The following is a 23,036-nucleotide window of genomic DNA, read 5'->3' on the forward strand; positions in this document are numbered from 1 at the left end:
TAATGTTTTGTTTACGAACAACCAGGGGAGCTATTCCGTTTTACAAAGATACTAAAAAGATTGTTATTTTATGAATATACTAATAATCAATGGTCCAAATCTTAATTTATTAGGGAAACGAGAGAAAAGTGTGTATGGCGAGTCTTCATTCGAAAATTATCTCGATCGGCTTCGAGAATGTTATCCCCAACATAACCTTCGGTATTTTCAGTCCAATGTAGAGGGTTTTATTATCGATGAAATACATCGGGTCGGGTTCGATATCGATGGTATCATTCTTAATGCCGGGGCATATACACATACTTCAATAGCTATTTCCGATGCGATAAGGGCAGTTCCGGCTCCTGTTATCGAGGTCCATATTTCAAATATCCACAATAGAGAAACTTACAGGCATGTTTCGATGATTGCCGCAGCATGCAAAGGTTCGATTATCGGTTTCGGCCTCGATTCTTATCGTTTAGCGGTTGAGTCGCTTGTCGGTAGTTTGTAAGTAACAGGTAAAAATAAGATATCAATATAAGAAATAATATGTCTAAACACACCAAGATTGTAGCCACAGTTTCTGATCTCAGATGTGATGTCGATTTCGTTCGTGCGCTTTATGAGAACGGTATGAATGTGGTGCGAATGAATTCGGCCCATCTGACAGCCGATGGTTTTAATAAAATAATAAATAATGTTCGTGCGGTTTCTAATAAGATAGGAATTCTTATGGATACTAAAGGCCCCGAAATGCGAACGACGACTATAGAAAACGAAGGTCGTGTAACATTTGTTTCGGGTGATATTGTAAAAATGGTAGGAAATCCCGATATTCCCACGACCAAAGAATGTATAGCTATATCTTATCCCAATTTTGTAAACGACTTGTCTTTGGGAAGCCATATTCTTATTGATGATGGCGAGATAGAGTTTAGAGTAATCGAGAAACATTCCGATTACTTGCTTTGTGAAGCCCAGAATGAGGGTGAATTGGGCTCGCGCAAAAGTGTAAATGTGCCGGGAGTACGTATTAATTTACCTTCGCTTACCGAAAAAGATAAAAGAAATATTATGTTTGCGATCGAACATAATATCGATTTTATTGCACACTCGTTTGTAAGGAATAAACATGATGTCCTCGATATACAAAAAATTCTCGATGCTAATAATAGTGATATCAAGATTATTGCAAAAATCGAAAATCAAGAAGGAGTAGATAACATCGATGAAATTATCGAAGTGGCTTATGGCGTCATGATTGCCCGTGGTGACTTGGGTATAGAAGTTCCTCAGGAAAAAATACCGGGGATACAGCGAATACTCATTAAGAAGTGTATTCAGGCTAAGAAACCGGTTATTGTCGCTACCCAGATGTTGCATTCCATGATAAAAAATCCGCGTCCTACCCGGGCCGAGGTTACAGATATTGCAAATGCGATATATTACCGTACCGATGCCCTTATGCTAAGTGGTGAGACGGCATACGGGAAATATCCGGTAGAAGCGATTGCGACAATGTCGAAAGTTGCCGAAGAAGCCGAAAAAACCAAGCTATCAGATAATGATATTCGTGTAATTACTCCGGAGGTAGGTCTCGATGTTACTTCGTTTTTAGCTAAGCAGGCTGTAAAATCCTCTGTAAAATTGGGAACTAAAGCGATTATAACCGACAGTTATACGGGTCGTACCGCTCGTTATGTAGCTGCATACAGAGGCAAATATCCGGTACTGGCTATATGTTATCGCGAACGTACGATGCGTGAATTATCCCTTTCGTATGGAGTGTACCCGATGTTTCAGCATGAGACTCGAACTTCGAGAGAATATCTTTTCCGGGGGCTTAATTTGCTGATCGAGCGGGGATGGCTTACCCGGGAAGATCTTATTGCCTATGTCGGTGGAGCTTTTGGTGAAGGTGGCGGCTCTACTTTCCTCGAAATAAATTCAGTAGGTAAAGTATTGGCTGATTATAAACATTACGTGCTTCCCAATCTCGAAGAAAGCGACCGGTAAGATTATGACGGATGAGATAGAAGATTATATACTTGCGCATAGTGATGCAGAGGGTGAATTGCTTCGTAAACTTAATCGTGACACGCATGTAAATATGCTTAGGCCACGCATGTTATCGGGCCATTTACAGGGGCGAATTCTTAAAATGTTGTGTCGTATGATTTCTCCTAAGTATGTACTCGAATTAGGTACGTTTACCGGATATTCGGCATTGTGTATGGCTGAAGGAATGGAGGATGACAGTGAACTCCATACGGTCGAAGCCGATGATGAGGTAGAAGATTTTACTCGGTCATACTTCGAACGATCCCCTTATAAAGACCGTATTTATTTTCATATCGGAGATGCTATGGAAGTCGTTCCTTCGATAGACCGTATATTCGATATGGTATTTATCGATGCCGATAAACGACATTATATCGATTATTACCATTTAGTTTTCGATAAAGTAAAACCGGGTGGGTTTATACTTGCCGACAATACCTTGTGGGACGGAAAAGTTATTGATTCTAAAGCTCATGATCCCCAAACGAAAGGAATTTTGCGTTTTAACGATTTGGTGGCTGCCGATGACCGGGTTGAAAAAGTAATACTTCCGTTGAGGGATGGTTTAACCCTGATCCGGAAAAAATAAAATCAGATAAAATGATCGTTATACACAGAAAGTTCGTATCTTGAACAAAGTGTTATAGATTTTTTATCCTAAGTTATTCTTCTAAAAGGAGTATATAAAAAACAGATAAATATGGAAACGACGAGACAAAGTAAAATCGGTCGGTTGCTGCAGAAAGATTTGAGCGACATTTTTTTGAATGAGACCCGCAAAACACACGGTACGTTGATATCGGTGAGTGTCGTGCGGGTGAGTCCCGATTTGAGTGTGGCTAAGGTTTATCTTAGTATCTTTCCTCCAGAAAAGAGTGCCGATATATTAGAATCGATACGATCCAATGCAAAAAGTATTCGTTACGAGCTGGCTCAGCGAGTTAGGTTTCAGTTGCGTAAAACTCCCGAATTGATGTTCTTTCTCGATGATTCGCTCGATTATATCGAAAATATCGATTCACTGCTCAATAAATAACCCGAAATTGAGATAATGGGACTTTCTTTTACCATTGCGCGGCGTTATTTGTTTTCGAAGAAATCACATAGTGCTATCAATACCATATCGATCGTTTCGGTATGTGGTGTGGCTATTACCACGATGGCGCTTATTTGTACGTTATCGGTATATAACGGATTTCAGGATTTAATCGCATCGTTGTATTCGACTCTCGATCCACAAGTAAAAATCGAGTTGGTAAAAGGGAAAACATTCGATACCTCTCAACCGGTTTTTGGTGAAGTCGAAAAATGGCCTGAAATCGAAGAATGGTCCCCTGTACTTGAAGAAAACGTATTGCTTGTTTACCGAGACAAACAGATGCCTGCGTTAATGAAGGGGGTGCCCGATAATTTCGGAAAGCTTACCCAAATCGACCGTATTTTGCTCGATGGTGAGTTTATGCTTCGAGATTCTATTGTCAGATATGCTACCATAGGAGTAGGGGTTGCTAATCGTCTCGAAGCAGGAGCGCATTACCTGCATCCATTAAAAGTGTATGCCCCTCGTCGTAAAGGAAAAGTGAATATGGCCAATCCGGCTGCATCTTTTAACGAGGGAACTCTTTTTACCACAGCTGTTTTCAGTGTTAATCAGCCCGAATATGACGATCAGGTCGCCATTGTCCCTTTAGATTTTGCGAGAGAAATACTCGATTATAAGACTGAAGCTTCAGCAATCGAGATTAAACTTGTCGATGGAGTAAATGAAAAAGCATTTATCGATAAATTACAGAGTCGTTTGGGTATAGGATTTGTCGTAAAAGATCGTATGCAGCAGCAAGAAACTTCGTTTAGAATGATGCAGATCGAGAAATGGATGACATTCCTTATTTTAGCATTTATTTTAATGATTGCGACATTTAATGTAATCGGTTCGTTATCGATGTTGATTATCGATAAGAAAGACGATATAAAAACACTGCAAAGTATGGGTGCCGATGACAAGTTGATATCCCGTATATTTTTAACAGAAGGCTGGTTGATTTCGGCTATAGGTGCAGGTCTCGGTCTTGCCGTGGGAATACTGCTGTGTTTTCTGCAACAAGAATTCGGGTTGTTGCGTTTGGGACAAACTGCCGGCGCTTTCGTAGTCGACTCCTATCCTGTTAAAATAGAATGGATCGATTCGGTTGCAGTGCTTCTTGTCGTTGCAATACTTGGTTTTCTGGCTGCCTGGTATCCGGTTAAGTACTTACGGAAAAAATTGTTGTAAATTCTATTCCATTTTGGCGGAGATCGCGTCTGCAATCCGTTTCATTTCTTCCGGGGCGAGAGAGAGTTTTTCTTTCGAAAAATACATATCCGATTCTTTATTTATGGGAATCAGGTGTATGTGGGTATGAGGAACTTCTAATCCCATAACAGCTATTCCCACGCGTTTGCAGGGAATCGCTTTCTCGATGGCCTTCGCTACTTTTTTGGCAAATAGAGTGAAAGATGCCAGATCTTCATCTTCCATGTCGAATAAATAATCTCCCTCATGTTTCGGGATAACGAGTGTATGTCCTTTTACGACAGGATTGATATCGAGGAATGCGTAATAACGGTCGTTTTCTGCGACTTTATAACTGGGAATCTCTCCCGCAACGATACGGCTGAATATTGTAGGCATAGTCTCTGTAATTATAATTTATAAAATAAAAACTTAAAGGCAAAAATATAAAAAAATCTCTCTTTCCGTTTAACTATAGGAGGAAAAGAGAGATTTTAATATTCTTCTAAAAAATAAAAGCGACCGGAGCAGCCGTTGGTGAGACTGTGGTCGCTTGTATGTTTATATCGAGATATCGATTACTTCGAATGTCATCACTCCCGATGGTACTTGTATTTCTACTACATCGCCTACTTTTTTACCTAATAGTCCTTTTCCTATAGGAGTATTTACGGCGATTTTTCCTTCTTTCAAATTAGCTTCGCTTTCAGAAACCAGCATGTATTCCATGGTAGCGTTATTCTTCGTGTTTTTTATTTTCACTTTATTCAGTATCTGAACGGTATGTGTGTTCAGTTTCGAATCATCGATCAGTCTAGCGTTGGCTACCTTATCTTTTAATTGGGATATTTTCATTTCGAGCATTCCCTGAGCTTCTTTTGCCGCATCGTATTCTGCGTTTTCAGAAAGATCGCCTTTGTCTCGTGCTTCGGCTATTTGTCTTGATATTTCAGCTCGTTTTACCGTTTCGAGATACGCTATCTCTTCCATCATCTTCTTATAACCTTCTTCGGTCATGTAACTGATTGCCATAATTTAGTCTCCTATAGTTTTTTTAGTTTGTTCGTCTCTTATAAACAAAAAAGAATTCCCGCTGGTTGCCCAGCCGGAACTCCTTTTTGTGTTTTCACTATTGCAAAGATAATTTCTTTTTTTTACTTGCCAAATAAAAAGGGAAACTTTCTAAACTTCTATGTATAAAATATTTATTTATTTACGTCTGAAAGCCGATATTTTTCGAGTAGTTGATATGGAAAAATAATTATAATAGTTTCTTTATTTCGTTTTCGAGTGATTTCATCGATTCTACTCGTGTTTTTATCGAACCATTACGATCGAGCAGGAACGAAGTCGGTAACTTTTGCACATTATATAAAGCGGCGTTACGTGAACTTTGGCTGTCTGCATCCCATACACTGATCCAGGGTAAGTTCGAGGCCGATACTTTCCAGAAATTCTCATCGTTATCGAGAGATACTTGGTAGATTTCAAAACCTTTGTCTTTATATTTTTTATATATGTTGGCCAAAGTAATATTATACTGAGGAGAATAGTCGGTTTGATAGGCAGTAAAATCCAATAATACTACGTTCCCTTTCAGAGAGGATAATTTTTGGATATGGCCGTATTCGTCGGGAAGCGATATATCGATGGCGCCCGAGGTCGTGTCAACACGGATTGAATTTTCAGCAGCGCGCATTTCGGCTAATGCTTCGATTGCCATTTTATGGAGTTGTTTTGCACGCACCGATTCTTTATAGAAAAAGTCGTATTGTGTAGCCACCGCTCTTATGGCTTTACTATCTTCTTTATCATAGGGATCATATATCGATTTTCCGTCGATTTGCTGAAAAATAATATAATAAGCGACAGCCGACCTGGGATTGCTGTAAAGGATTTGATTCATTTCTTTTTTATAGTCGGCGATATCATCCAAAAATTTTTCAGTAATTAGCCGTTGGTCAACTCCGGGCATTTTCATATCGACCATGGCTTTATCGGTTTTTTCTTTTAAAGCCTGACTTGCCTGCGAAACAATTTTCATTTTTTCACTGCTTTCGGATCCCGATACGCGGTAATCAGATGCAAATCCGGGAAATTGAGAATCGATCGTAACCGTTTCGGTAGAATCAACCGAAAAATCGATATGAGCGTTTCCGATACGTAAACGGTAGAATTCTGGGTATTGGGGAGCCGGTGCGCTGAACTTATATTCTCCTCCGGCATCAAGTTTTACAGAATCGAGAATAAGGTTACGGGTAATTTCTGAGGCTTCGAGATATAAGGTTTTTCCATCGGCACCCGAAATAGTCCCTTTTACCGTAAACTTATCGTTGTGACAAGAACAAAGCAGAATTCCGAAAATAAAAAGAATACTGTATTTTTTCATAATAGCTATATTTATCGAACAGAAATATTTTATTTTTCTGATACAAAGATATGTTTTTTAGATATTCCGACAATTCTTTTCACAAATGAAAGGCCTGTTTTAAGAAAAAGCTCTTTCATTTGTGAAAAACTATTTAGAAATAAACAGATTTTTATATTTTTCTTTCATTTACACGAGGTTGCGCGTAAAACTTTATTTATCTTTGCATGATTTTGGATAGAAGTGAAAAAGAAATATTGTTTTTATGATTAATCCTATTAAAAAAACGATCGAACTTAGCGATGGACGTACCATCACGATCGAGACAGGGAAATTGGCTAAACAGGCCGATGGAGCAGTAGAAGTACGCATGGGAAACACCATGTTGCTGGCTACTGTAGTTTCAGCTCAGGAAGCTGGTGAAGGGGTAGATTTTATGCCGCTTCAGGTAGAGTATAAAGAACGCTATTCGGCATTCGGCCGGTTTCCGGGTGGATTTACAAAAAGAGAAGGCCGGGCTTCGGATTATGAGATCCTGACCTCGCGTCTTGTCGACCGGGTTCTTCGTCCCTTGTTCCCTGATAATTACCATGCAGATACATTTGTAAATATCATGTTGTTTTCCTCAGACGGTAAAGATATGCCCGATGCCTTGGCCGGTTTGGCTGCTTCGGCTGCTATAGCCGTTTCCGATATTCCTTTCAACGGTCCTATTTCTGAAGTACGGGTCGCTCGCATCGACGGACAATTTAAAATTAATCCTACTTTCGAAGAATTGGCAAAAGCAGATATGGACTTGATGGTAGGTGCTACGATTGAGAATATAATGATGGTGGAAGGCGAAATGAACGAAGTTTCGGAAGCTGAATTATTGGAAGCTTTGAAAGTCGCTCATGAAGCTATTAAAGATCAGTGTCGCGTACAGATAGAATTGGCGGAAGCTGTCGGGTCTACCGTTAAGCGTACCTATTGTCACGAAGTGAACGATGAGGAACTTCGGAAAGATATATGGGAAAAATGTTACGATAAAGCATACGAAATCGCTCGGTCAGGTAATGCTAACAAGCATGCCCGCGGTGAAGCGTTTGAAAATATCGTTAAAGAATATCTCGGATCTATGGATCCTGAAGCCGCTGCCGAGAAAGAGGCTTTGGTGAAACGTTATTACCATGATGTAGAAAAAGAAGCCGTACGCCGTTGTATCCTCGATGAAGGCAAACGTCTCGACGGGCGTTCTACGACTCAGATTCGTCCTATTTGGGCCGAAGTAGATTATCTGCCGGGACCTCATGGTTCGGCCGTATTTACCCGGGGAGAAACTCAGTCGTTATCTACTGTTACACTGGGAACTAAACTCGATGAAAAAATCGTAGACGATGTACTCGATCAGAGTCGCGATCGTTTCCTTTTACATTATAATTTCCCGCCTTTCTCTACCGGTGAGGCTCGTGCCAGCCGGGGAGTAGGACGTCGTGAAATCGGTCATGGAAACTTGGCGAACCGTGCGTTGAAAAAAATGATTCCCGATGATTATCCTTATGTGATACGTATCGTATCTGATATTCTCGAATCGAATGGCTCTTCATCTATGGCTACCGTTTGTGCGGGTACCCTTTCTCTGATGGATGCCGGTGTACCCATTAAAAAACCTGTATCGGGTATTGCAATGGGACTTATTACCGATAAGGATAATGTAAAATTCGCGGTACTTTCCGATATTCTCGGTGATGAAGATCATTTGGGAGATATGGACTTTAAGGTGACGGGAACAAAAGACGGTATTACGGCTACACAAATGGATATAAAAGTAGACGGACTTTCATATGAAGTACTCGAAAAAGCGTTAAATCAGGCTCGTGAAGGTCGTATGCATATTTTGGGTAAGATTCTCGAAACGATTCCCGAACCTCGTCGCGAAATGAAACCTCATGCTCCTCGTATCGAAGTAATAAATATACCGAAAGATATGATTGGTGCGGTAATAGGTCCGGGCGGAAAAATTATTCAGGGTATACAGGAAGCTACTGGAGCTGTAGTTACGATTGAAGAAATAGATAATATCGGTAGAGTAGAGGTTTCTGCTCCCGGTCGTGATTCAATCGATGCCGCTATGGCTCGTATTAAGGGCATTGTTGCGATTCCCGAAGAAGGCGAAGTTTATACCGGTAAAGTGAAATCTATTCTTGCATTCGGAGCATTCGTAGAGTTTATGCCAGGTAAAGATGGACTTTTGCATATTTCTGAAATAAGTTGGGATCGGATTGAAAATATGGAAAGTTCGGGAATTAAAGAAGGTGATGAAGTAACCGTTAAGCTGATCGAAATCGATAAGAAGACCGGTAAGTTCAGGTTGTCGATGAAAGCACTTCAACCTCGTCCGGAGAGAATTGAAGAAAAGCCAGCAAAGCATTTTAATAAACCGAAGAAAGATAATAGCCAAGAGTAATATTTTTCGTTATTATAAAAAAGCACTCGTAAACAACGAGTGCTTTTTTATAATAAGAGTTTTCTTGTAAAAGTTATTTACCTAAAGACATTCCTAAATATATTCCTATACAATACGGGATAAGCCAAATACACCATACTATAATACTGAAGCGATTGAAGTGTTCACGGGCTTTTAATGAACCTTTGTAATAGGTCCATAATGCCCAAATGGCATGCACAAACATCAGTAATATGGCTATGATGCCTGTAATTGTATGTATGCGATCATGTAAGTGAGTCAGATGAGCAATATGTTCCATGAGTCCTGTCCCTAAAGTATCGGCACAGAGACCGGCAAGGAAAAAACCGACATGCCATCCTTTTAATTCTTTTTGAATGCGTTCACTCCATACACCGATCGAATAAAATACAAGAGCCGACGAAATGACGATAATTGCGGCTATAAGAAAGTGTGTATCAACTTGGTTGAATATCATATTTTAAATTGTGTTTTTTTAGGAACAACCTGATATCCCGATTAGTTCAGTCCGTTTTTTAGAGGTATATTTAAATATCGTTAAAACTGCGGTTTTTTTGTTACAGATGTAATCTGTTTACGTTCTATTATAAATCCTTTCGATATGGAAGTATATGTTTGTAGATCGTAAAAAATCCTGCGTATTTTTAGAAATCTGTTTCAGTTTTTTCCCAGTGGGATAAAATATAGACTTGTTATCCTAAAATATAATTTTAATAGTATGAAAAATTACAGACATTATGTTCTTTTGGTATTATTGCTTTTTACTCCCTTATTGCCGGCTCAGGAACAATTGTTGGATGTACTTAGTAAAGAGGCCGACCGTAATCTCGAATTGCTGCGTCAAGAAGAAGTTCCGGCGTATTATATCAGTTACCGGGTATATCAAAATTCCGATCAAACATTTTCGAGCCAGTTTGGCGGCAGTGATACCCCTGTGCGAGAAGAGTCGCGAATGCTGCATGTTATCGTTCGTGTCGGGGATGTACAATTAGATAATACTCACGAAGTTAAAGGTGATTTTTTCGGAAGTCAGAATGAGGGACAGAGTATATTATTTCCTTTATCCGATGATCCTGAAGCAATACGTTTAGCTTTGTGGGTTGCTACCGATAAGTATTATAAAAATGCAGTACAAAGATATAAGAAGGTGAAGGCAAATGTGGCAGTTTCGGTGGAGGCTGAAGATAAATCACCTGATTTTACAAAGGAGTCTGCTGAAGTTTATATCGAAAAAAAGTTAACCTTGAAAGATTTGAAATATGATGAAAATGAGATCGAGAGAAAACTAAATAAATACACCAGTCTCTTCTTGAAAAATAAAGATATACTTTCAGGTGATGCTTTTTTTCGGGCGGGAATTCAGCAAATGTATTTTGCCGATACCGAAGGTCGTAAAATTTTTCAAAATGATGCTTCTGTCAGATTGGGTTTAAATGCATATACGATTGCAAATGATGGAATGAGTTTGCCCTTGTACGTTAGTTATTTTGGCTTTAAGGCGAGTGATCTTCCTTCGGATAAAAAGATTCTTGCCGATGTTGCAGAAATGAGCGATATGCTGTCGCAGCTTAAAAAAGCACCGGTAGCCGATTCATATACCGGTCCGGCCATTTTAAGTTCTAAGGCGACAGGTGTATTTTTTCATGAGTTTTTCGGACATCGGGTCGAAGGTGCCAGAATGAAACTCGAGGGGGATGCCCAGACTTTTAAGAAAAAAGTATCTCAATCGGTGCTCCCCGGTGATATGAGTGTGTATTTTGATCCTACTTTGAAAGAATATAAAAATACGCTTCTTAGTGGGCGGTATGTTTTCGACGATGAAGGTATCAGAGGGCAACGTGTCGATGTTGTCGATAAAGGAACATTAAAATCTTTTTTGATGAGTCGTACGCCGATCGATGGATTTTTAAACTCTAATGGTCACGGGCGGGGTATGATTTATTACGATCCTGTTACTCGACAGTCTAATATGATTGTAGAAACAAATAATCCTTTTACTCCCGGCGAACTGAGGGCAAAACTTAGAGACGAGCTGAAAAAACAGGGAAAACCTTACGGTTATTATTTCGGGGAAGTCAGTGGTGGATTTACCAATACGACCCGATTCGATGCTAATGCTTTTAATGTTACTCCCTTGATCGTATATCGTATATATGCCGATGGGCGTCCCGATGAATTGGTCAGAGGGGTAAATTTGATAGGAACTCCTTTATCGGTTTTCTCGCAGATCATGGCTTGTGGAGATGATTATGAAGTATTTAATGGATATTGCGGTGCCGAATCGGGCTCGATACCGGTTTCTTGTGTGGCTCCTACGATGTTGATAAAAACGGTCGAAACGCAGAAGAGTGGAAAATCAACGGCTCAGCCTCCAGTTCTCGAACGGCCTTCGGTAAACTTTTAAATGAAAAAATCATGTATATAAATAAACAGATAATAACTCTCTTGGCTGGAGTTGCTATAGTGATAAATGCTTTTGGAACGAAAGTGCAGGATGACCCTGTGATGAAAGCGATGAAATATGAGATCGATCGAAATGCTTCCGGTTTAAAAATCGGAGATTTTGCTTCTCCCTTTTTTATCGGATGTATGATGAGCGATTTAGAGACTTTAAGAATAGAAGCTTCGTTAGGAAGTCTTTATGGTAATAAACTCGATTATGTACGTCGTATAATTCCTACCTTATTTATTGGAGATTATCAGAATAACAATAATAATTTTATGGGGGTAGAACAGCTTTATTCCGGAAAAGTTTTTGTCGCTCCTTATAGTGATAATGAGTTTTTGGTGCGCACTTCTATTTGGGGTAATCTCGATGGTCTTTATAAAAAGTCGATCGAACAATTAGAACAGAAAAAAAGTGTATTGCATCAGAAAAACCTTTCTTCTGAAGAAACGGCTCTTCCCGATTATACTGTGATGCCTTCTGTAAATATCGAAGTTCCTGTGAAGCGTATGAATCTCGACCGTAAAGCTTTAGAGAAATATGTATGTGAAGCCTCGGCTGTTTTTCGTGATTATCCTCAATTAACCGACTCTCGTGTCGTTATTTCAGCGGTAAATAAGGTGGTTCGTAATTATAATACAGAAAATACGGTAGTGAAGTACCCCGATAATTCTGTTTATATCGACGTATATATAAAAGGCATGACTCCTGATGGCCAGTTACTTGAAAATATGGTAGCTAATTTGTATCGTGATGTTTCCGAGATACCCGATATTGATAGTCTGAAGGCTTTTTGTCGTGAGATCGGAGATCTTTTTGTCAAAGTGTACAATGCCCCTATTATAAACGAGCCGTATGATGGGCCGATTTTAATCGAGGGTGACGCAGTGGTTACTTCTTTTATCGATAATTTTTTTAGTGGAACCAGAAACTTGATTGCACGCCGTAAAACTCTTTTAAGTGAAGATTTAGATCGTTATTATCCTTATAATTCAAAATATGACGATAATCAACTCGAGCAGATGATGAATAAACGTATCATTTCGAAAGATTTGAATATAACATCTTTAACCGGTACACCTGTTTATAATGGGATTAATCTCGTGGGATATTATCCAGTAGATCTCGAAGGAGTGGTTCCCGATAAAGAGATGATCCTTGTGGAAAACGGTATTCTGAAGGCGATGTTGAATGGGCGTACGCCTACTTTGAAAAGTCCGGTTTCCAACGGACATTATCATACCGACAGATGGGGAATGTCGGCCGGTGTATACCCCGGTGTAGTACGTTTGAGTGGAAATAACAGATCTTCTAAAGAAGAATTGAAAAAGAGACTACTTAATAGAGCGAAAGATGAAGGTTATGATTATGCTTATATTCTTCGTAAAAAAAGCGGAAATAAGGCCGATGAGCTTTATCAGGTCGACGTGAAAACGGGTAAAGAACAATTGGTTCGCGGTGGGGTCATAAACGATCTGAATATGAAATCATTTAAAAGAGTACTGGGGATATCCGATAAAGAGTTTGTTAAGAATATGACTTCAGGAAGTTTTCAGTCGTCTTTTATATTGCCCGAAACGATTCTTTTAGGGGAGTGTGAAATCGTGAAGGATAATAACCTTTCATTGGTGAAACCTTTTATTGTACCGCGTCCGGATTGACGATAATGTAAATCGTATGATTATAAAAAAATGATGCCGATAAAACAACTTTTATCGGCATCATTTTTTTTTAGTTCGAAAAGATCGATTAGTTGGGGATATATTCTTTTTCCATGGTATTTTCAATCTGTATTTCTTTTTCGGTCGATATTTGTTCTTCTGTATCTCCTGTATCTATTTCTTTTTCTTCTTTATCTTTAGCAGTTTGTGAATCGAGAATCGCCTGTAAAAAATCTTTATCCGATTTTATTTTTTTCAATGCCATTTGAGCCGCATTTTGCTGCGATTCTTTTTTGGTATAGCCTATTCCTATTCCTCCTGATATCCCTCCTATAATCACTTGAAACTGGAAAATAGGATTATTATCATGATCGGTAAAAGATTCGATCAGAGTAAAAGTTATATCTACTTTATTTTTTTGGCACCATTCAATCAGTTTCGATTTAAAATTGACCTCTTTTTTTGCGACCTGATTCAGGTTAATATAGGGTTTTATAACTTTTTCTTGTATGAATTTTTTACAGACTTCATACCCTCTATCGATATAAATAGCCCCGATAAATGCTTCGAACGCATTTCCGTAAATGTAATTGTTATGAGAGCTGGTATGGGTAGAAGCAATAATGAGTTTATCGAGTCCGATTTTCAGGGCGATCTGATTCAACATTTCCCTCTGCACGATTTTTGAGCGGGTATTAGTCAGGAATCCTTCCTTTTTCGATTCGAATTCGTTAAATACAATATCTGCTACTATAGCGTCGAGTACGGCATCCCCTAAAAATTCAAGGCGTTCGTTATTAATCCATTGGCCTTTTTCTGTACGAATCGATGACGATCGATGCAGGCAAGCCTGTTCGTAAACGTCGATATTCTGGGGATAAAATCCTAATATCTTATAAAAATTACAATAAGGCTCTTTATGCCGAAGCTTAAAGAGCCTTATCTTATGATAAATCGTTTTGAACACTTTATTTCACAAATTTTTTTACGATCAGGCTGGCATTGTGACCTCCGAATCCGAACGTATTCGAAAGAGCCGCATTGACAGTCCTTTTTTGAGCTTTATTAAATGTAAAATTCAGTTTGTAATCGATTTCTGGATCTTCATCACCTTCATGGAAATTGATCGTTGGAGGTACGATATCGTTTTCAACCGCTTTTACGCATACCATGGCTTCGAGAGCACCTGCTGCGCCTAATAAGTGACCGGTCATCGACTTTGTAGAACTGATATTCAGATCGTAGGCATGGTCGCCGAATACCGACTTAATAGCTTTTACTTCCGAAATATCACCTACCGGAGTGGATGTACCGTGTACATTGATATAGTCGATTTCTTCCGGTTTCATTTCGGCATCATCCAAAGCATTTTGCATTACCAATTTAGCACCGAGTCCTTCGGGATGTGATGCTGTGATATGATATGCGTCGGCCGACATTCCGCCTCCTACAATTTCAGCATATATTTTTGCACCTCGAGCGAGTGCATGCTCTAATTCTTCCAAAACAAGGCATACTGCACCTTCTCCCATAACAAAACCGTCGCGGCTTGCGCTGAAAGGACGTGAAGCTCCTTTCGGATCGTCGTTTCTTGTCGAAACGGCATGCATCGAATTAAATCCGCCGAGACCGGCAACTGTAATGGCTGCTTCGGCTCCACCCGATACAATAACATCGGCTTTACCTAAACGAATGTTGTTGAACGAGTCGATGAGTGCATTGGTAGAAGAGGCACAGGCCGATACGGTAGCGTAATTAGGTCCATGAAAACCGTACATCATGGCAATATGACCTGCTGCGATATCAGCGATCATTTTGGGGATGAAAAATGGGTTGAATTTGGGTCCTTTCTCTACATTATTAAAATATGCACTGACTTCTTCTTCAAACGTTTTGATGCCTCCGATTCCTGCGGCAAAAATAACTCCTACACGATCTTTATTTACTTTTTCAAGATCGAGTCCCGAATTGGCTACGCCTTCTTTGGCCGATGCAATGGCTAATTGTGCGTAACGGTCGAATTTACGGGCTTCTTTCCGATCGAAATAAAGACTCGGGTCGAAATTTTTTACTTCACACGCAAACTGTGTTTTAAACAGTGAAGCGTCAAAAAGAGTAATAGGTCCGGCACCACTTACTCCATTGATCAACGAGTCCCATGTACTGTTCACATCGTTGCCAACTGGGGTGATTGCTCCCAGACCTGTTACCACAACTCTTTTTAATTCCATACGAGTAATGTGTCGATTTACTTCTTCACGTTAGCTTCAATATAAGCTATAGCGTCGCCTACTGTAGCGATTTTCTCAGTCTGATCGTCAGGGATATTTACTCCGAATTCTTTTTCGAAATCCATGATCAGTTCGACTGTGTCGAGTGAATCTGCTCCTAGATCGTTGGTGAAGCTAGCTTCCGGGGTAACTTCTGATTCTTCTACAGCTAATTTATCGACAATAATCTGTTTTACTCTTGATGCAATTTCAGACATAACTTCCAGTTTTTAGTTAATTAATAGATTTACTTTCTTATTTTTGCAGTGCAAAGAAATACATTTTTCTCCAAACAAAAAAAATATTTCTCCATTAATTTCATGAAAATTGCACATTTTATACGATTTTGTGCAACTTTTGGGCCGCTATTGTTTCTGTTTTGCATAAAAAACAGTATTTTGTGCATTTGGTTGGTTATGGAAAATGGATAATTCTAATGAAAATGAGAAAGAAAATCGCTGTTTTTGCTTCGGGTTCGGGAACGAATGCCGAGAATATTATTCGTTATTTCAGAGATAGGGAATCAGCTCAGGTCGTTTTGGTTATTTCCAGTCGTCCCGATGCCTATGTGGTAGAAAGGGCTCGCAAATTGCAGGTTCCTTGCCATATTGCCGGTAAAGAGGCTTTTGCTACACCTGGCTTGGTGATTTCAATGCTTCATGACGCGGGTGTAGATATGATTGTTTTAGCCGGATTTTTGCTGAAGGTTCCTGAAGAGATTGTACGGGCTTATCCCGATGCGATCGTGAATATACATCCGGCACTTTTACCCAAATTCGGGGGAAAGGGCATGTATGGCGATCGGGTACACAATGCTGTAATAGAAGCCGGAGAACAAATATCGGGTATAACGATTCATTATGTAAATGAGCATTATGACGAGGGGACGGCTATTGCTCGCTTTACTTGTCCTGTTTTGAAAGGCGATACACCGCAGTCGCTTGCTGCTCGTGTGCATGAATTGGAATATCGGTATTTTCCTGAAGTAATAGAACAGGTGGCGACTTCGGGGAAATAGGGAAAACTGTTTATTATTTGTCGTTACTGTATATTGAACCCGAGTTCTTGTAATATAGGAACGATTTCAGGTGGACAGTTATTAAGGGTATATGCCCCGAACTCACGGCGTAAGCCGTAATTCCCTCGCAATTTTTCAAAATCTTCAGGGTGGGCCAATAATGAAGCCATGTCTTGACGTGGATCGTAGGTCGCAAGTACCGAAGCGGTTAAGGCATCGGCTCCTTCCGGAATTGTTATATTATCGAAAAGAGGTGATGGAGGGATAATATTTGAACTGCATATTTTCTTTTTTATCCATCCCGATACAGCGTTAACCATTTGCCGGGTAGCATTTGATTTCCCGTCGGCAGAGTAACCGGCTATATGTGGGGTAGCGATGAAAGCTCTTTCTAATAATTCTCGGCTAATATGAGGTTCGTTTTCCCAACAATCGAGAATGTATTCTGAAACCAGACCTTTTCGGCTGGCGTCCAATAAGGCCGTATTGTCGATTATTTCTCCACGTGACGAATTAATAATGATCGGTTTTTTACATAAGCGATTCAGGAATTTATTGTTGCATAAATGATATGTTTTGTCATCACCTTCTTTAATTAAAGGAGTGTGAAAGGTTATAATGTCGCTTTTTTCGGCAATTTCTTCCAGTGAAACGAAATCTTCGGCCGATTCTTTTCGGGCTCGCGGCGGATCGTTACGCAGAACGTTCATTCCGATAAGACGACAGTATTTTTCAATGATTGTTCCTACATGTCCTACTCCTACGATTCCGATTGTTTTTTCCCTAAGTAGGATCCCGTATCGTTCCTGAAGTAAAAGAAGAGAAGCCAAAATATATTGACCTACCGATGGAGCGTTGCACCCCGGAGCATTTTTCCATAGGATACCATTTGCACTGCAGTATGCCGTATCTATGTGGTCATAGCCGATAGTTGCTGTTCCTATAAATTTACATTTGCTGCCCTCGAGAAGTTCGGCGTTGCAATGAGTACGAGTGCGTATAATGAGTATATCGGCATCTTTTACGGCATTCCGGTCTATTTTTTCGGGTGCGATGTATTCTACCTCGGCATACGGTTCTAAGATTCCTTTTATATAAGGTATTTTGTTATCAATTATTATCCGCGTCATAAAGTCTTTTTTATAGCTTTCTTACAAAGATAAGGGTAAAAAGCGGTTGCGTGCCTTATTTTCATTTTTTTTCTGATTCTTTTCGGGATATCGTTGTAACGTTGATAAAGACTCCTGTATAAGTATTCGATTTGTTTTATTATTCGGTATTTATTGTTATGTTTGTGAAACGAATCAATACGAATATCATGACTATGACAGATTTTAGCGAAAAAAGCAACCGTATATTCTGGAATGCAACACAGCATTATCATACGATGGATGATGTAGATGCTGAAATGAATAATCCTTTCGAAGAAAAGACGATAGAATATTATTTATTTCTTAAAAACTGGATCGATGCGGTACAGTGGCATCTTGAAGACATTATACGTGACCCCGATATAGATCCCGTAAAGGCATTGCAGATAAAACGTCGTATCGATAAGTCGAATCAGGATCGTACCGATCTCGTAGAATTGATTGACGGTTATTTTCTCGATAAATATAAAGATGTAAAACCATTACCCGAAGCAACGATAAATACCGAAAGTCCTGCATGGGCGATCGATCGTTTATCGATATTGGCTTTAAAAATTTATCATATGCAGCAGGAAGTCGAGCGTCACGACGCTTCTCCCGAACATGTCGAAAAATGCCGTGCAAAATTAAGGGTTCTTCTTGAACAAAGAGTCGATCTTTCGATTGCGATCGAGCAGTTGCTGGCTGATATCGAGAGCGGTCGTAAATATATGAAAGTATATAAACAGATGAAAATGTATAATGACCCGGCTTTAAATCCGGTGTTATATGCGACAGAAAAAAAATAAACGGGTGGAAAACGAATCACATTCGGGAAAGAGGATATTGATAATCCGGTTATCGGCATTAGGGGATATTGCCATGTCGTTACCGGTTGTATATTCTATGTGTCGTTCTTATCCTGACGTAGAATTTACCATGTTAACTTCTGAAGCCGGTAGCCGGTTGTTTTTATCGCCACCGGGTAATCTTACGGTGATTGTAGCTGAAGTGCATGGTAGACATGCCGGTGTAAAAGGTATTTATCGGTTATTTCGAGAATTGAATGCACCTCGGTATGATGGAGTTGTCGATTTGCATGACGTTTTACGAACTAAATGGTTACGTTTATTATTTCTTTCGTCGGGTATTCCTACGGCTCATATCGATAAAGGGCGACCTGAAAAAAAAAGATTGACGGCCCGAAGACATAAAATAAAAAAGCAGTTGAAAACGTCTTTTTCAAGGTATGCCGATGTATTTGGCCGCTTTGGATTTGTGTTACCGGTTTCTTTTATTCCTTTTACTAAGGAACAGTTACCGTTGATTCCCGATTTTGTAAAATATTTTACCGATAATAAAATCGGTATAGGAATTGCTCCTTTTGCTCAACATATCGGTAAAATATATCCCGAAGATAAGATGAAGGATGTTATCAGGTTATTGAGCCAATCGGGAGAGTATCGTATATTTCTTTTCGGTGGAGGAGAAAAAGAATCTGCTGTATTAAATGAATGGGCATGCGAATATCCTGATGTCGTTTCGTTGGCAGGCAAAAAATATGGTCTGGAAAATGAAATGGCTTTAATGTCACGTCTTATAGCTGTTATTTCGATGGATTCGGCTAATATGCATCTGGCTTCATTGGTCGGAACTCCCGTAATTTCAGTATGGGGTGCGACTCATCGTTATGCCGGTTTTCTGGGGTGGGGACAGAAGATAGAGAATGTGGTAGATGTAGATCTGTCATGTCGTCCCTGCTCGATTTATGGAAACAAATCTTGTTGGAGAAAGGATTATGCTTGTTTGTATCGGATTAACTCCAGACGCATAATCGATTGTGTCGAAAAAATCGTCTTGCATGTAACCGAAAAGGGTAAATAAAAGATAGTGATGGCTAACAGTTTACGCTTCTTTCGGTTTGTCTTAATTATATATATTTTATGAAGGTAGTTATTAATCCCGTTTACAAAAATGAATTGTCGCAGTTCGTTATGCGTCTTCCCAAAATTTTCGATAAGGAAGGTGAAATGGTATATCAGGCGCGAAATACATTGAAACGGTTTACATATGATGGTTTCGATCTTACGGTAAAACGGTATAAAATACCGATATTTATCAACCGTGTAGCCTATACTTTTTTTAGGTCGTCGAAGGCTTGTCGAGCTTATGAGTATGCCCTTATTTTATTGAGTAAGGGGATAAAAACTCCTGATCCGGTCGCTTATATCGAGATAAAACGAAACGGTTTATTTTACGAAGCATATTTTATTTCGATGACCGAACCGTATGCTCATTTGATGAGAGAGTTCTATTTCGGTATCGAGGGGCGGGAAGAAATATTGGATGCTTTTGCCGCATTTACTGTAAAAGTGCATGAGTCGGGAGTATTGCACCTCGACTATTCGCCAGGGAATATTATGTTCGATGTATTCGAGGGGGAGATTCGGTTTAGTCTTCTCGATTTAAATAGGATGAAATTCGGGAAATTATCTAAAAAGGAATGTTTGCGTAATTTCGAACGTCTAACTCCCAATGAAGCGGTGATGACCCGTATTGTTTCACGTTATGCCAGATTGAGGGGATGGAATGTGGAACAGTCGGTTCGAGAGGCATTGGCTTATGAGAAAACGTTTGACCGGTTGCAAATAATTAAAAATGACCGTAAAAATAAAATGAAGAAAAAAGCATAAGAAACGTGTGCCTGAATAAAACCGCATAATGTTTTTTGTTCTAACTTTGTTCCGTATCGTTTTTATAAAAAATGGAAGAAGATTTTAATATAAGGGAACAGCATATTTCAGATATCGAAAAAGAATTCGAGAAAGCTTTGCGTCCGCTTGCGTTTGAAGATTTTAGCGGGCAGGAAAAAATCATCGAAAATCTGAAAGTGTTTGTTATGGCTGCCCGTATGCGTGGCGAATCGCTCGATCATGTGTTGTTGCACGGTCCTCCCGGTTTGGGAAAAACTACACTTTCGAATATCGTTGCGAATGAATTGGGGGTAGGTTTTAAAATTACTTCCGGGCCGGTACTCGATAAACCCGGTGATTTGGCCGGAATACTTACCTCTCTCGAACCGAATGACGTACTTTTTATCGATGAGATACATCGTCTGAGCCCTGTTGTAGAGGAATATCTTTATTCTGCGATGGAAGATTATCGTATCGATATTATGATTGACAAAGGTCCAAGTGCCCGGTCGATACAGCTCGATCTCAATCCGTTTACTCTGATTGGGGCCACCACCCGGAGTGGCTTGCTTACCAGTCCGTTACGTGCTCGGTTTGGAATCAATTGCCATCTCGAATATTACGATCATCAGATATTGTCTCGTATTATTCGTCGATCGGCATCGATTATGCAGGTGCCTTGTAACACTGAAGCCGCTGATGAAATTGCGATGCGCAGTCGTGGGACTCCCCGTATTGCCAATGCTTTGTTGCGCAGAGTACGTGATTTTGCACAGGTGAAAGGAACCGGAGAAATCGATCTCGAAATCGCTCGTTTCTCACTCGAGGCTCTAAATATCGACCGGTACGGACTTGATGAAATTGATAATAAAATACTTACAACGATCATCGATAAATTTAAAGGTGGTCCTGTGGGTCTTACTACTATCGCCACGGCTTTGGGAGAAGATCCTGGAACTCTTGAGGAAGTATACGAACCGTATCTGATTAAAGAAGGATTTATTAAGCGTACTCCAAGAGGTAGAGAAGTGACCGATCTGGCATATGTGCATTTGAATCGTAACCGGTTTTCCGATCAGGGATCGTTGTTTTGAAAAAATAATTTAAAACATAAAACAATAAAGGGGGCCGAAATACGGTTTACCACCTTTTATATACATTTGAAAAATGTCGGGAATGAAAAGTCTGGCCAAGGATACGGCCATTTACGGATTAAGTAGTATTCTGGGGCGTTTCCTCAATTGGTGTTTTGTCTTTCTGTATATCAATGTACTGAAAACGACTGCCGAATACGGTATTGTTACCAACCTGTACGCCTATATGGCTTTGCTGCTCATAATTCTTACCTATGGTCTCGAAACGGGCTTTTTTCGTTTTGCAAACGATAAAAAAGAAAATGATCCTCAAAAAGTATATACTACAGGTCTTATTTCGTTAGCCGTATCTTCTTCTTTATTTTTTGTATTGGTTTTGTTGTTTCTTCGTCCGGTATCTGCGGCTTTAGGATATCCCGAGCATACCGATTATGTCTGGATGATGGCTCTTATCATTGCTATGGATTCGTTTACAGCCCTTCCTTTCGCTTATTTACGTTATCAGAAAAGGCCTATTCGTTTTGCTTATGTAAAACTGATCTCCATTTTTCTGAATATCGTTTTAAATTTATTCTTTATTCTGCTTTGCCCCTGGTTATATAAGATACATCCCGAATGGATTTCTTGGTTTTTTGATCCCGATTTTTTGGTCGGTTATATTCTGGTTGCCAATGTGATCAGTTCCGCTGCAATATTTCTGATCCTTATTCCTGAAATATTCGGAATACGGTATCGCTTCGATGCCGATATATGGCGTCGTATGCTTCGCTACTCCTTTCCGCTACTGATATTGGGAATCGCTGGGATTATGAACCAAACATTCGACAAAATGTTTTATCCGGTATTGGCATCTGACCGTTCCGATGCAATGTCAGAATTAGGTATTTACGGAGCAGTATATAAAATATCTATTGTGATGCTTATGTTTACACAGGCATTCAGGTTTGCTTACGAGCCTTTTATTTTTGCTAAAAATAAAGAAAAGGGTGAAGATAATAAACAGGCGTATTCCGATGCGATGAAGTATTTTATTATTTTCGGATTGTTTATATTTTTGGCAGTGATGTTCTATCTCGATTTGGTGAAGTTTTTTATGCCGGCGAAATATCGTGTGGGTTTGGGTGTCGTCCCTATTATAATGTTGGCTCAGTTATTTTTCGGTATATTCTTTAATATTTCCTTATGGTATAAACTTACCGATAAAACTCATTGGGGAGCATGGTTTTCTATTTTCGGATTTGTGATTACTATGGCGATAAATATTATTTTCGTACCCCGTTTCGGTTATATGGCTTGTGCATGGGCGGCCTTTATTTGTTATCTGAGTATGATGATCACTTCTTATATTATCGGACAATATTATTATCCGATTCGCTATGATCTGAAATCGGCTGTAACTTATACCTTGTTGGCAGCTGTATTATATATTATCGCATATTTTACCGATATCGATAATCTTGTACTTCGTTTATCGTTCCGTACTGTACTGCTTTTAATTTTTGTAGCCTATATCGTAAAAAAAGATATGCCTTTACGAGAAATACCTGTAATTAACCGTTGTATGAAAAAATAAA

Annotated in this window: 22 protein-coding genes; 14 read left to right on the forward strand and 8 right to left on the reverse strand. The window is 39.5% G+C overall.

Features of this window, described 5'->3' with window-relative positions; all coding sequences use genetic code 11:
* The first annotated feature begins 70 nt into the window (after positions 1-70).
* The 5 genes from aroQ (at position 71) to NMU02_RS00820 (ending at position 4,315) form a co-directional block, all read left to right on the forward strand.
* Entirely contained in the window at positions 71-493 is a 423-nt protein-coding gene (aroQ, locus tag NMU02_RS00800) for a type II 3-dehydroquinate dehydratase (protein WP_255025161.1), read from the forward strand.
* A 38-nt stretch (positions 494-531) separates the two neighbouring features.
* On the forward strand, positions 532-1,998 hold the full coding sequence (pyk, locus tag NMU02_RS00805) for a pyruvate kinase (RefSeq protein ID WP_255025162.1): 1,467 nt from the start codon (positions 532-534) through the stop codon (positions 1,996-1,998).
* Positions 1,999-2,002: 4 nt separating this feature from the next.
* A complete protein-coding gene (locus NMU02_RS00810) occupies positions 2,003-2,632 on the forward strand; it encodes an O-methyltransferase (RefSeq protein WP_255025163.1) in 630 nt (209 codons plus the stop codon).
* A gap of 111 nt (positions 2,633-2,743) precedes the next feature.
* A complete protein-coding gene (gene rbfA, locus NMU02_RS00815; RefSeq protein ID WP_255025164.1) occupies positions 2,744-3,079 on the forward strand; it encodes a 30S ribosome-binding factor RbfA in 336 nt (111 codons plus the stop codon).
* A gap of 15 nt (positions 3,080-3,094) precedes the next feature.
* Positions 3,095-4,315: an FtsX-like permease family protein gene (locus tag NMU02_RS00820; RefSeq protein ID WP_255025165.1), complete on the forward strand. Its 1,221-nt coding sequence runs from the start codon at positions 3,095-3,097 to the stop codon at positions 4,313-4,315.
* 3 nt (positions 4,316-4,318) lie between these two features.
* Here NMU02_RS00820 and NMU02_RS00825 read toward each other — a convergent pair whose 3' ends face one another.
* From NMU02_RS00825 to NMU02_RS00835, 3 genes are all read right to left on the reverse strand, one after another.
* The gene (locus tag NMU02_RS00825) at positions 4,319-4,714 is read right to left on the reverse strand and encodes an HIT family protein (protein ID WP_255025166.1); all 396 of its coding nucleotides are present in this window, start codon (positions 4,712-4,714) and stop codon (positions 4,319-4,321) included.
* A 162-nt stretch (positions 4,715-4,876) separates the two neighbouring features.
* Positions 4,877-5,347, reverse strand: a complete 471-nt coding sequence (gene greA, locus NMU02_RS00830; RefSeq protein WP_255025167.1) for a transcription elongation factor GreA — start codon at positions 5,345-5,347, stop codon at positions 4,877-4,879.
* Positions 5,348-5,576: 229 nt separating this feature from the next.
* Complete coding sequence (locus NMU02_RS00835; RefSeq protein WP_255025168.1) at positions 5,577-6,704, reverse strand: thioredoxin-like domain-containing protein; 1,128 nt, start codon at positions 6,702-6,704, stop codon at positions 5,577-5,579.
* 244 nt (positions 6,705-6,948) lie between these two features.
* On the opposite strand from NMU02_RS00835, the gene pnp reads away from it, so the two are divergent.
* Positions 6,949-9,129, forward strand: coding sequence for a polyribonucleotide nucleotidyltransferase (gene pnp, locus NMU02_RS00840; RefSeq protein WP_255025170.1), 2,181 nt, complete (start codon positions 6,949-6,951; stop codon positions 9,127-9,129).
* A gap of 73 nt (positions 9,130-9,202) precedes the next feature.
* Here the strand turns inward: pnp and NMU02_RS00845 are convergent, their stop codons facing one another.
* Positions 9,203-9,607, reverse strand: a complete 405-nt coding sequence (locus NMU02_RS00845) for an HsmA family protein (protein WP_255025171.1) — start codon at positions 9,605-9,607, stop codon at positions 9,203-9,205.
* Positions 9,608-9,868: 261 nt separating this feature from the next.
* Here NMU02_RS00845 and NMU02_RS00850 point away from each other — a divergent pair, with 261 nt between their 5' ends.
* Together NMU02_RS00850 and NMU02_RS00855 are read left to right on the forward strand one after the other, a co-directional pair.
* Positions 9,869-11,554, forward strand: a complete 1,686-nt coding sequence (locus NMU02_RS00850; protein ID WP_255025172.1) for a TldD/PmbA family protein — start codon at positions 9,869-9,871, stop codon at positions 11,552-11,554.
* Positions 11,555-11,565: 11 nt separating this feature from the next.
* A complete protein-coding gene (locus NMU02_RS00855) occupies positions 11,566-13,257 on the forward strand; it encodes a metallopeptidase TldD-related protein (protein WP_255025173.1) in 1,692 nt (563 codons plus the stop codon).
* 88 nt (positions 13,258-13,345) lie between these two features.
* Here the strand turns inward: NMU02_RS00855 and rnc are convergent, their stop codons facing one another.
* From rnc to NMU02_RS00870, 3 genes are read right to left on the reverse strand one after another with little or no spacing between them, the layout of a single operon-like run.
* On the reverse strand, positions 13,346-14,224 hold the full coding sequence (rnc, locus tag NMU02_RS00860; RefSeq protein ID WP_435521998.1) for a ribonuclease III: 879 nt from the start codon (positions 14,222-14,224) through the stop codon (positions 13,346-13,348).
* Between the two features lies 1 nt (position 14,225).
* Positions 14,226-15,488 (reverse strand): beta-ketoacyl-ACP synthase II, encoded by a 1,263-nt coding sequence (gene fabF, locus NMU02_RS00865; RefSeq protein ID WP_255025174.1) that lies wholly within the window; start codon positions 15,486-15,488, stop codon positions 14,226-14,228.
* A gap of 17 nt (positions 15,489-15,505) precedes the next feature.
* Complete coding sequence (locus NMU02_RS00870; RefSeq protein WP_255025175.1) at positions 15,506-15,745, reverse strand: acyl carrier protein; 240 nt, start codon at positions 15,743-15,745, stop codon at positions 15,506-15,508.
* A 224-nt stretch (positions 15,746-15,969) separates the two neighbouring features.
* Between NMU02_RS00870 and purN the strand changes: the two genes are divergently transcribed.
* Entirely contained in the window at positions 15,970-16,545 is a 576-nt protein-coding gene (purN, locus tag NMU02_RS00875) for a phosphoribosylglycinamide formyltransferase (protein WP_255025176.1), read from the forward strand.
* A 23-nt stretch (positions 16,546-16,568) separates the two neighbouring features.
* On the opposite strand, the gene pdxB is transcribed toward purN, so the two are convergent.
* Positions 16,569-17,675: a 4-phosphoerythronate dehydrogenase PdxB gene (gene pdxB / locus NMU02_RS00880; protein ID WP_255025177.1), complete on the reverse strand. Its 1,107-nt coding sequence runs from the start codon at positions 17,673-17,675 to the stop codon at positions 16,569-16,571.
* Between the two features lie 194 nt (positions 17,676-17,869).
* Here pdxB and NMU02_RS00885 point away from each other — a divergent pair, with 194 nt between their 5' ends.
* The 5 genes from NMU02_RS00885 to NMU02_RS00905 all read left to right on the forward strand — a co-directional run bounded on the left by NMU02_RS00885 (position 17,870) and on the right by NMU02_RS00905 (position 23,035).
* Positions 17,870-18,484 (forward strand): DUF4254 domain-containing protein, encoded by a 615-nt coding sequence (locus NMU02_RS00885; RefSeq protein WP_255025446.1) that lies wholly within the window; start codon positions 17,870-17,872, stop codon positions 18,482-18,484.
* Positions 18,465-19,559 carry a glycosyltransferase family 9 protein gene (locus NMU02_RS00890; protein ID WP_255025180.1) on the forward strand — a complete coding sequence of 365 codons (1,095 nt, stop codon included), beginning with the start codon at positions 18,465-18,467 and terminating at the stop codon, positions 19,557-19,559. Before NMU02_RS00885 ends, NMU02_RS00890 begins: the two co-directional genes overlap by 20 nt.
* A 59-nt stretch (positions 19,560-19,618) precedes the next feature.
* Positions 19,619-20,368, forward strand: coding sequence for a lipopolysaccharide kinase InaA family protein (locus NMU02_RS00895; protein WP_255025181.1), 750 nt, complete (start codon positions 19,619-19,621; stop codon positions 20,366-20,368).
* 71 nt (positions 20,369-20,439) lie between these two features.
* Positions 20,440-21,462 (forward strand): Holliday junction branch migration DNA helicase RuvB, encoded by a 1,023-nt coding sequence (gene ruvB / locus NMU02_RS00900; protein ID WP_255025182.1) that lies wholly within the window; start codon positions 20,440-20,442, stop codon positions 21,460-21,462.
* Positions 21,463-21,535: 73 nt separating this feature from the next.
* A complete protein-coding gene (locus NMU02_RS00905; protein ID WP_255025183.1) occupies positions 21,536-23,035 on the forward strand; it encodes a lipopolysaccharide biosynthesis protein in 1,500 nt (499 codons plus the stop codon).
* Position 23,036: the final 1 nt, after the last annotated feature.

The sequence above is a fragment of the Coprobacter tertius genome, assembly GCF_024330105.1.
GTDB lineage: Bacteria > Bacteroidota > Bacteroidia > Bacteroidales > Coprobacteraceae > Coprobacter > Coprobacter tertius.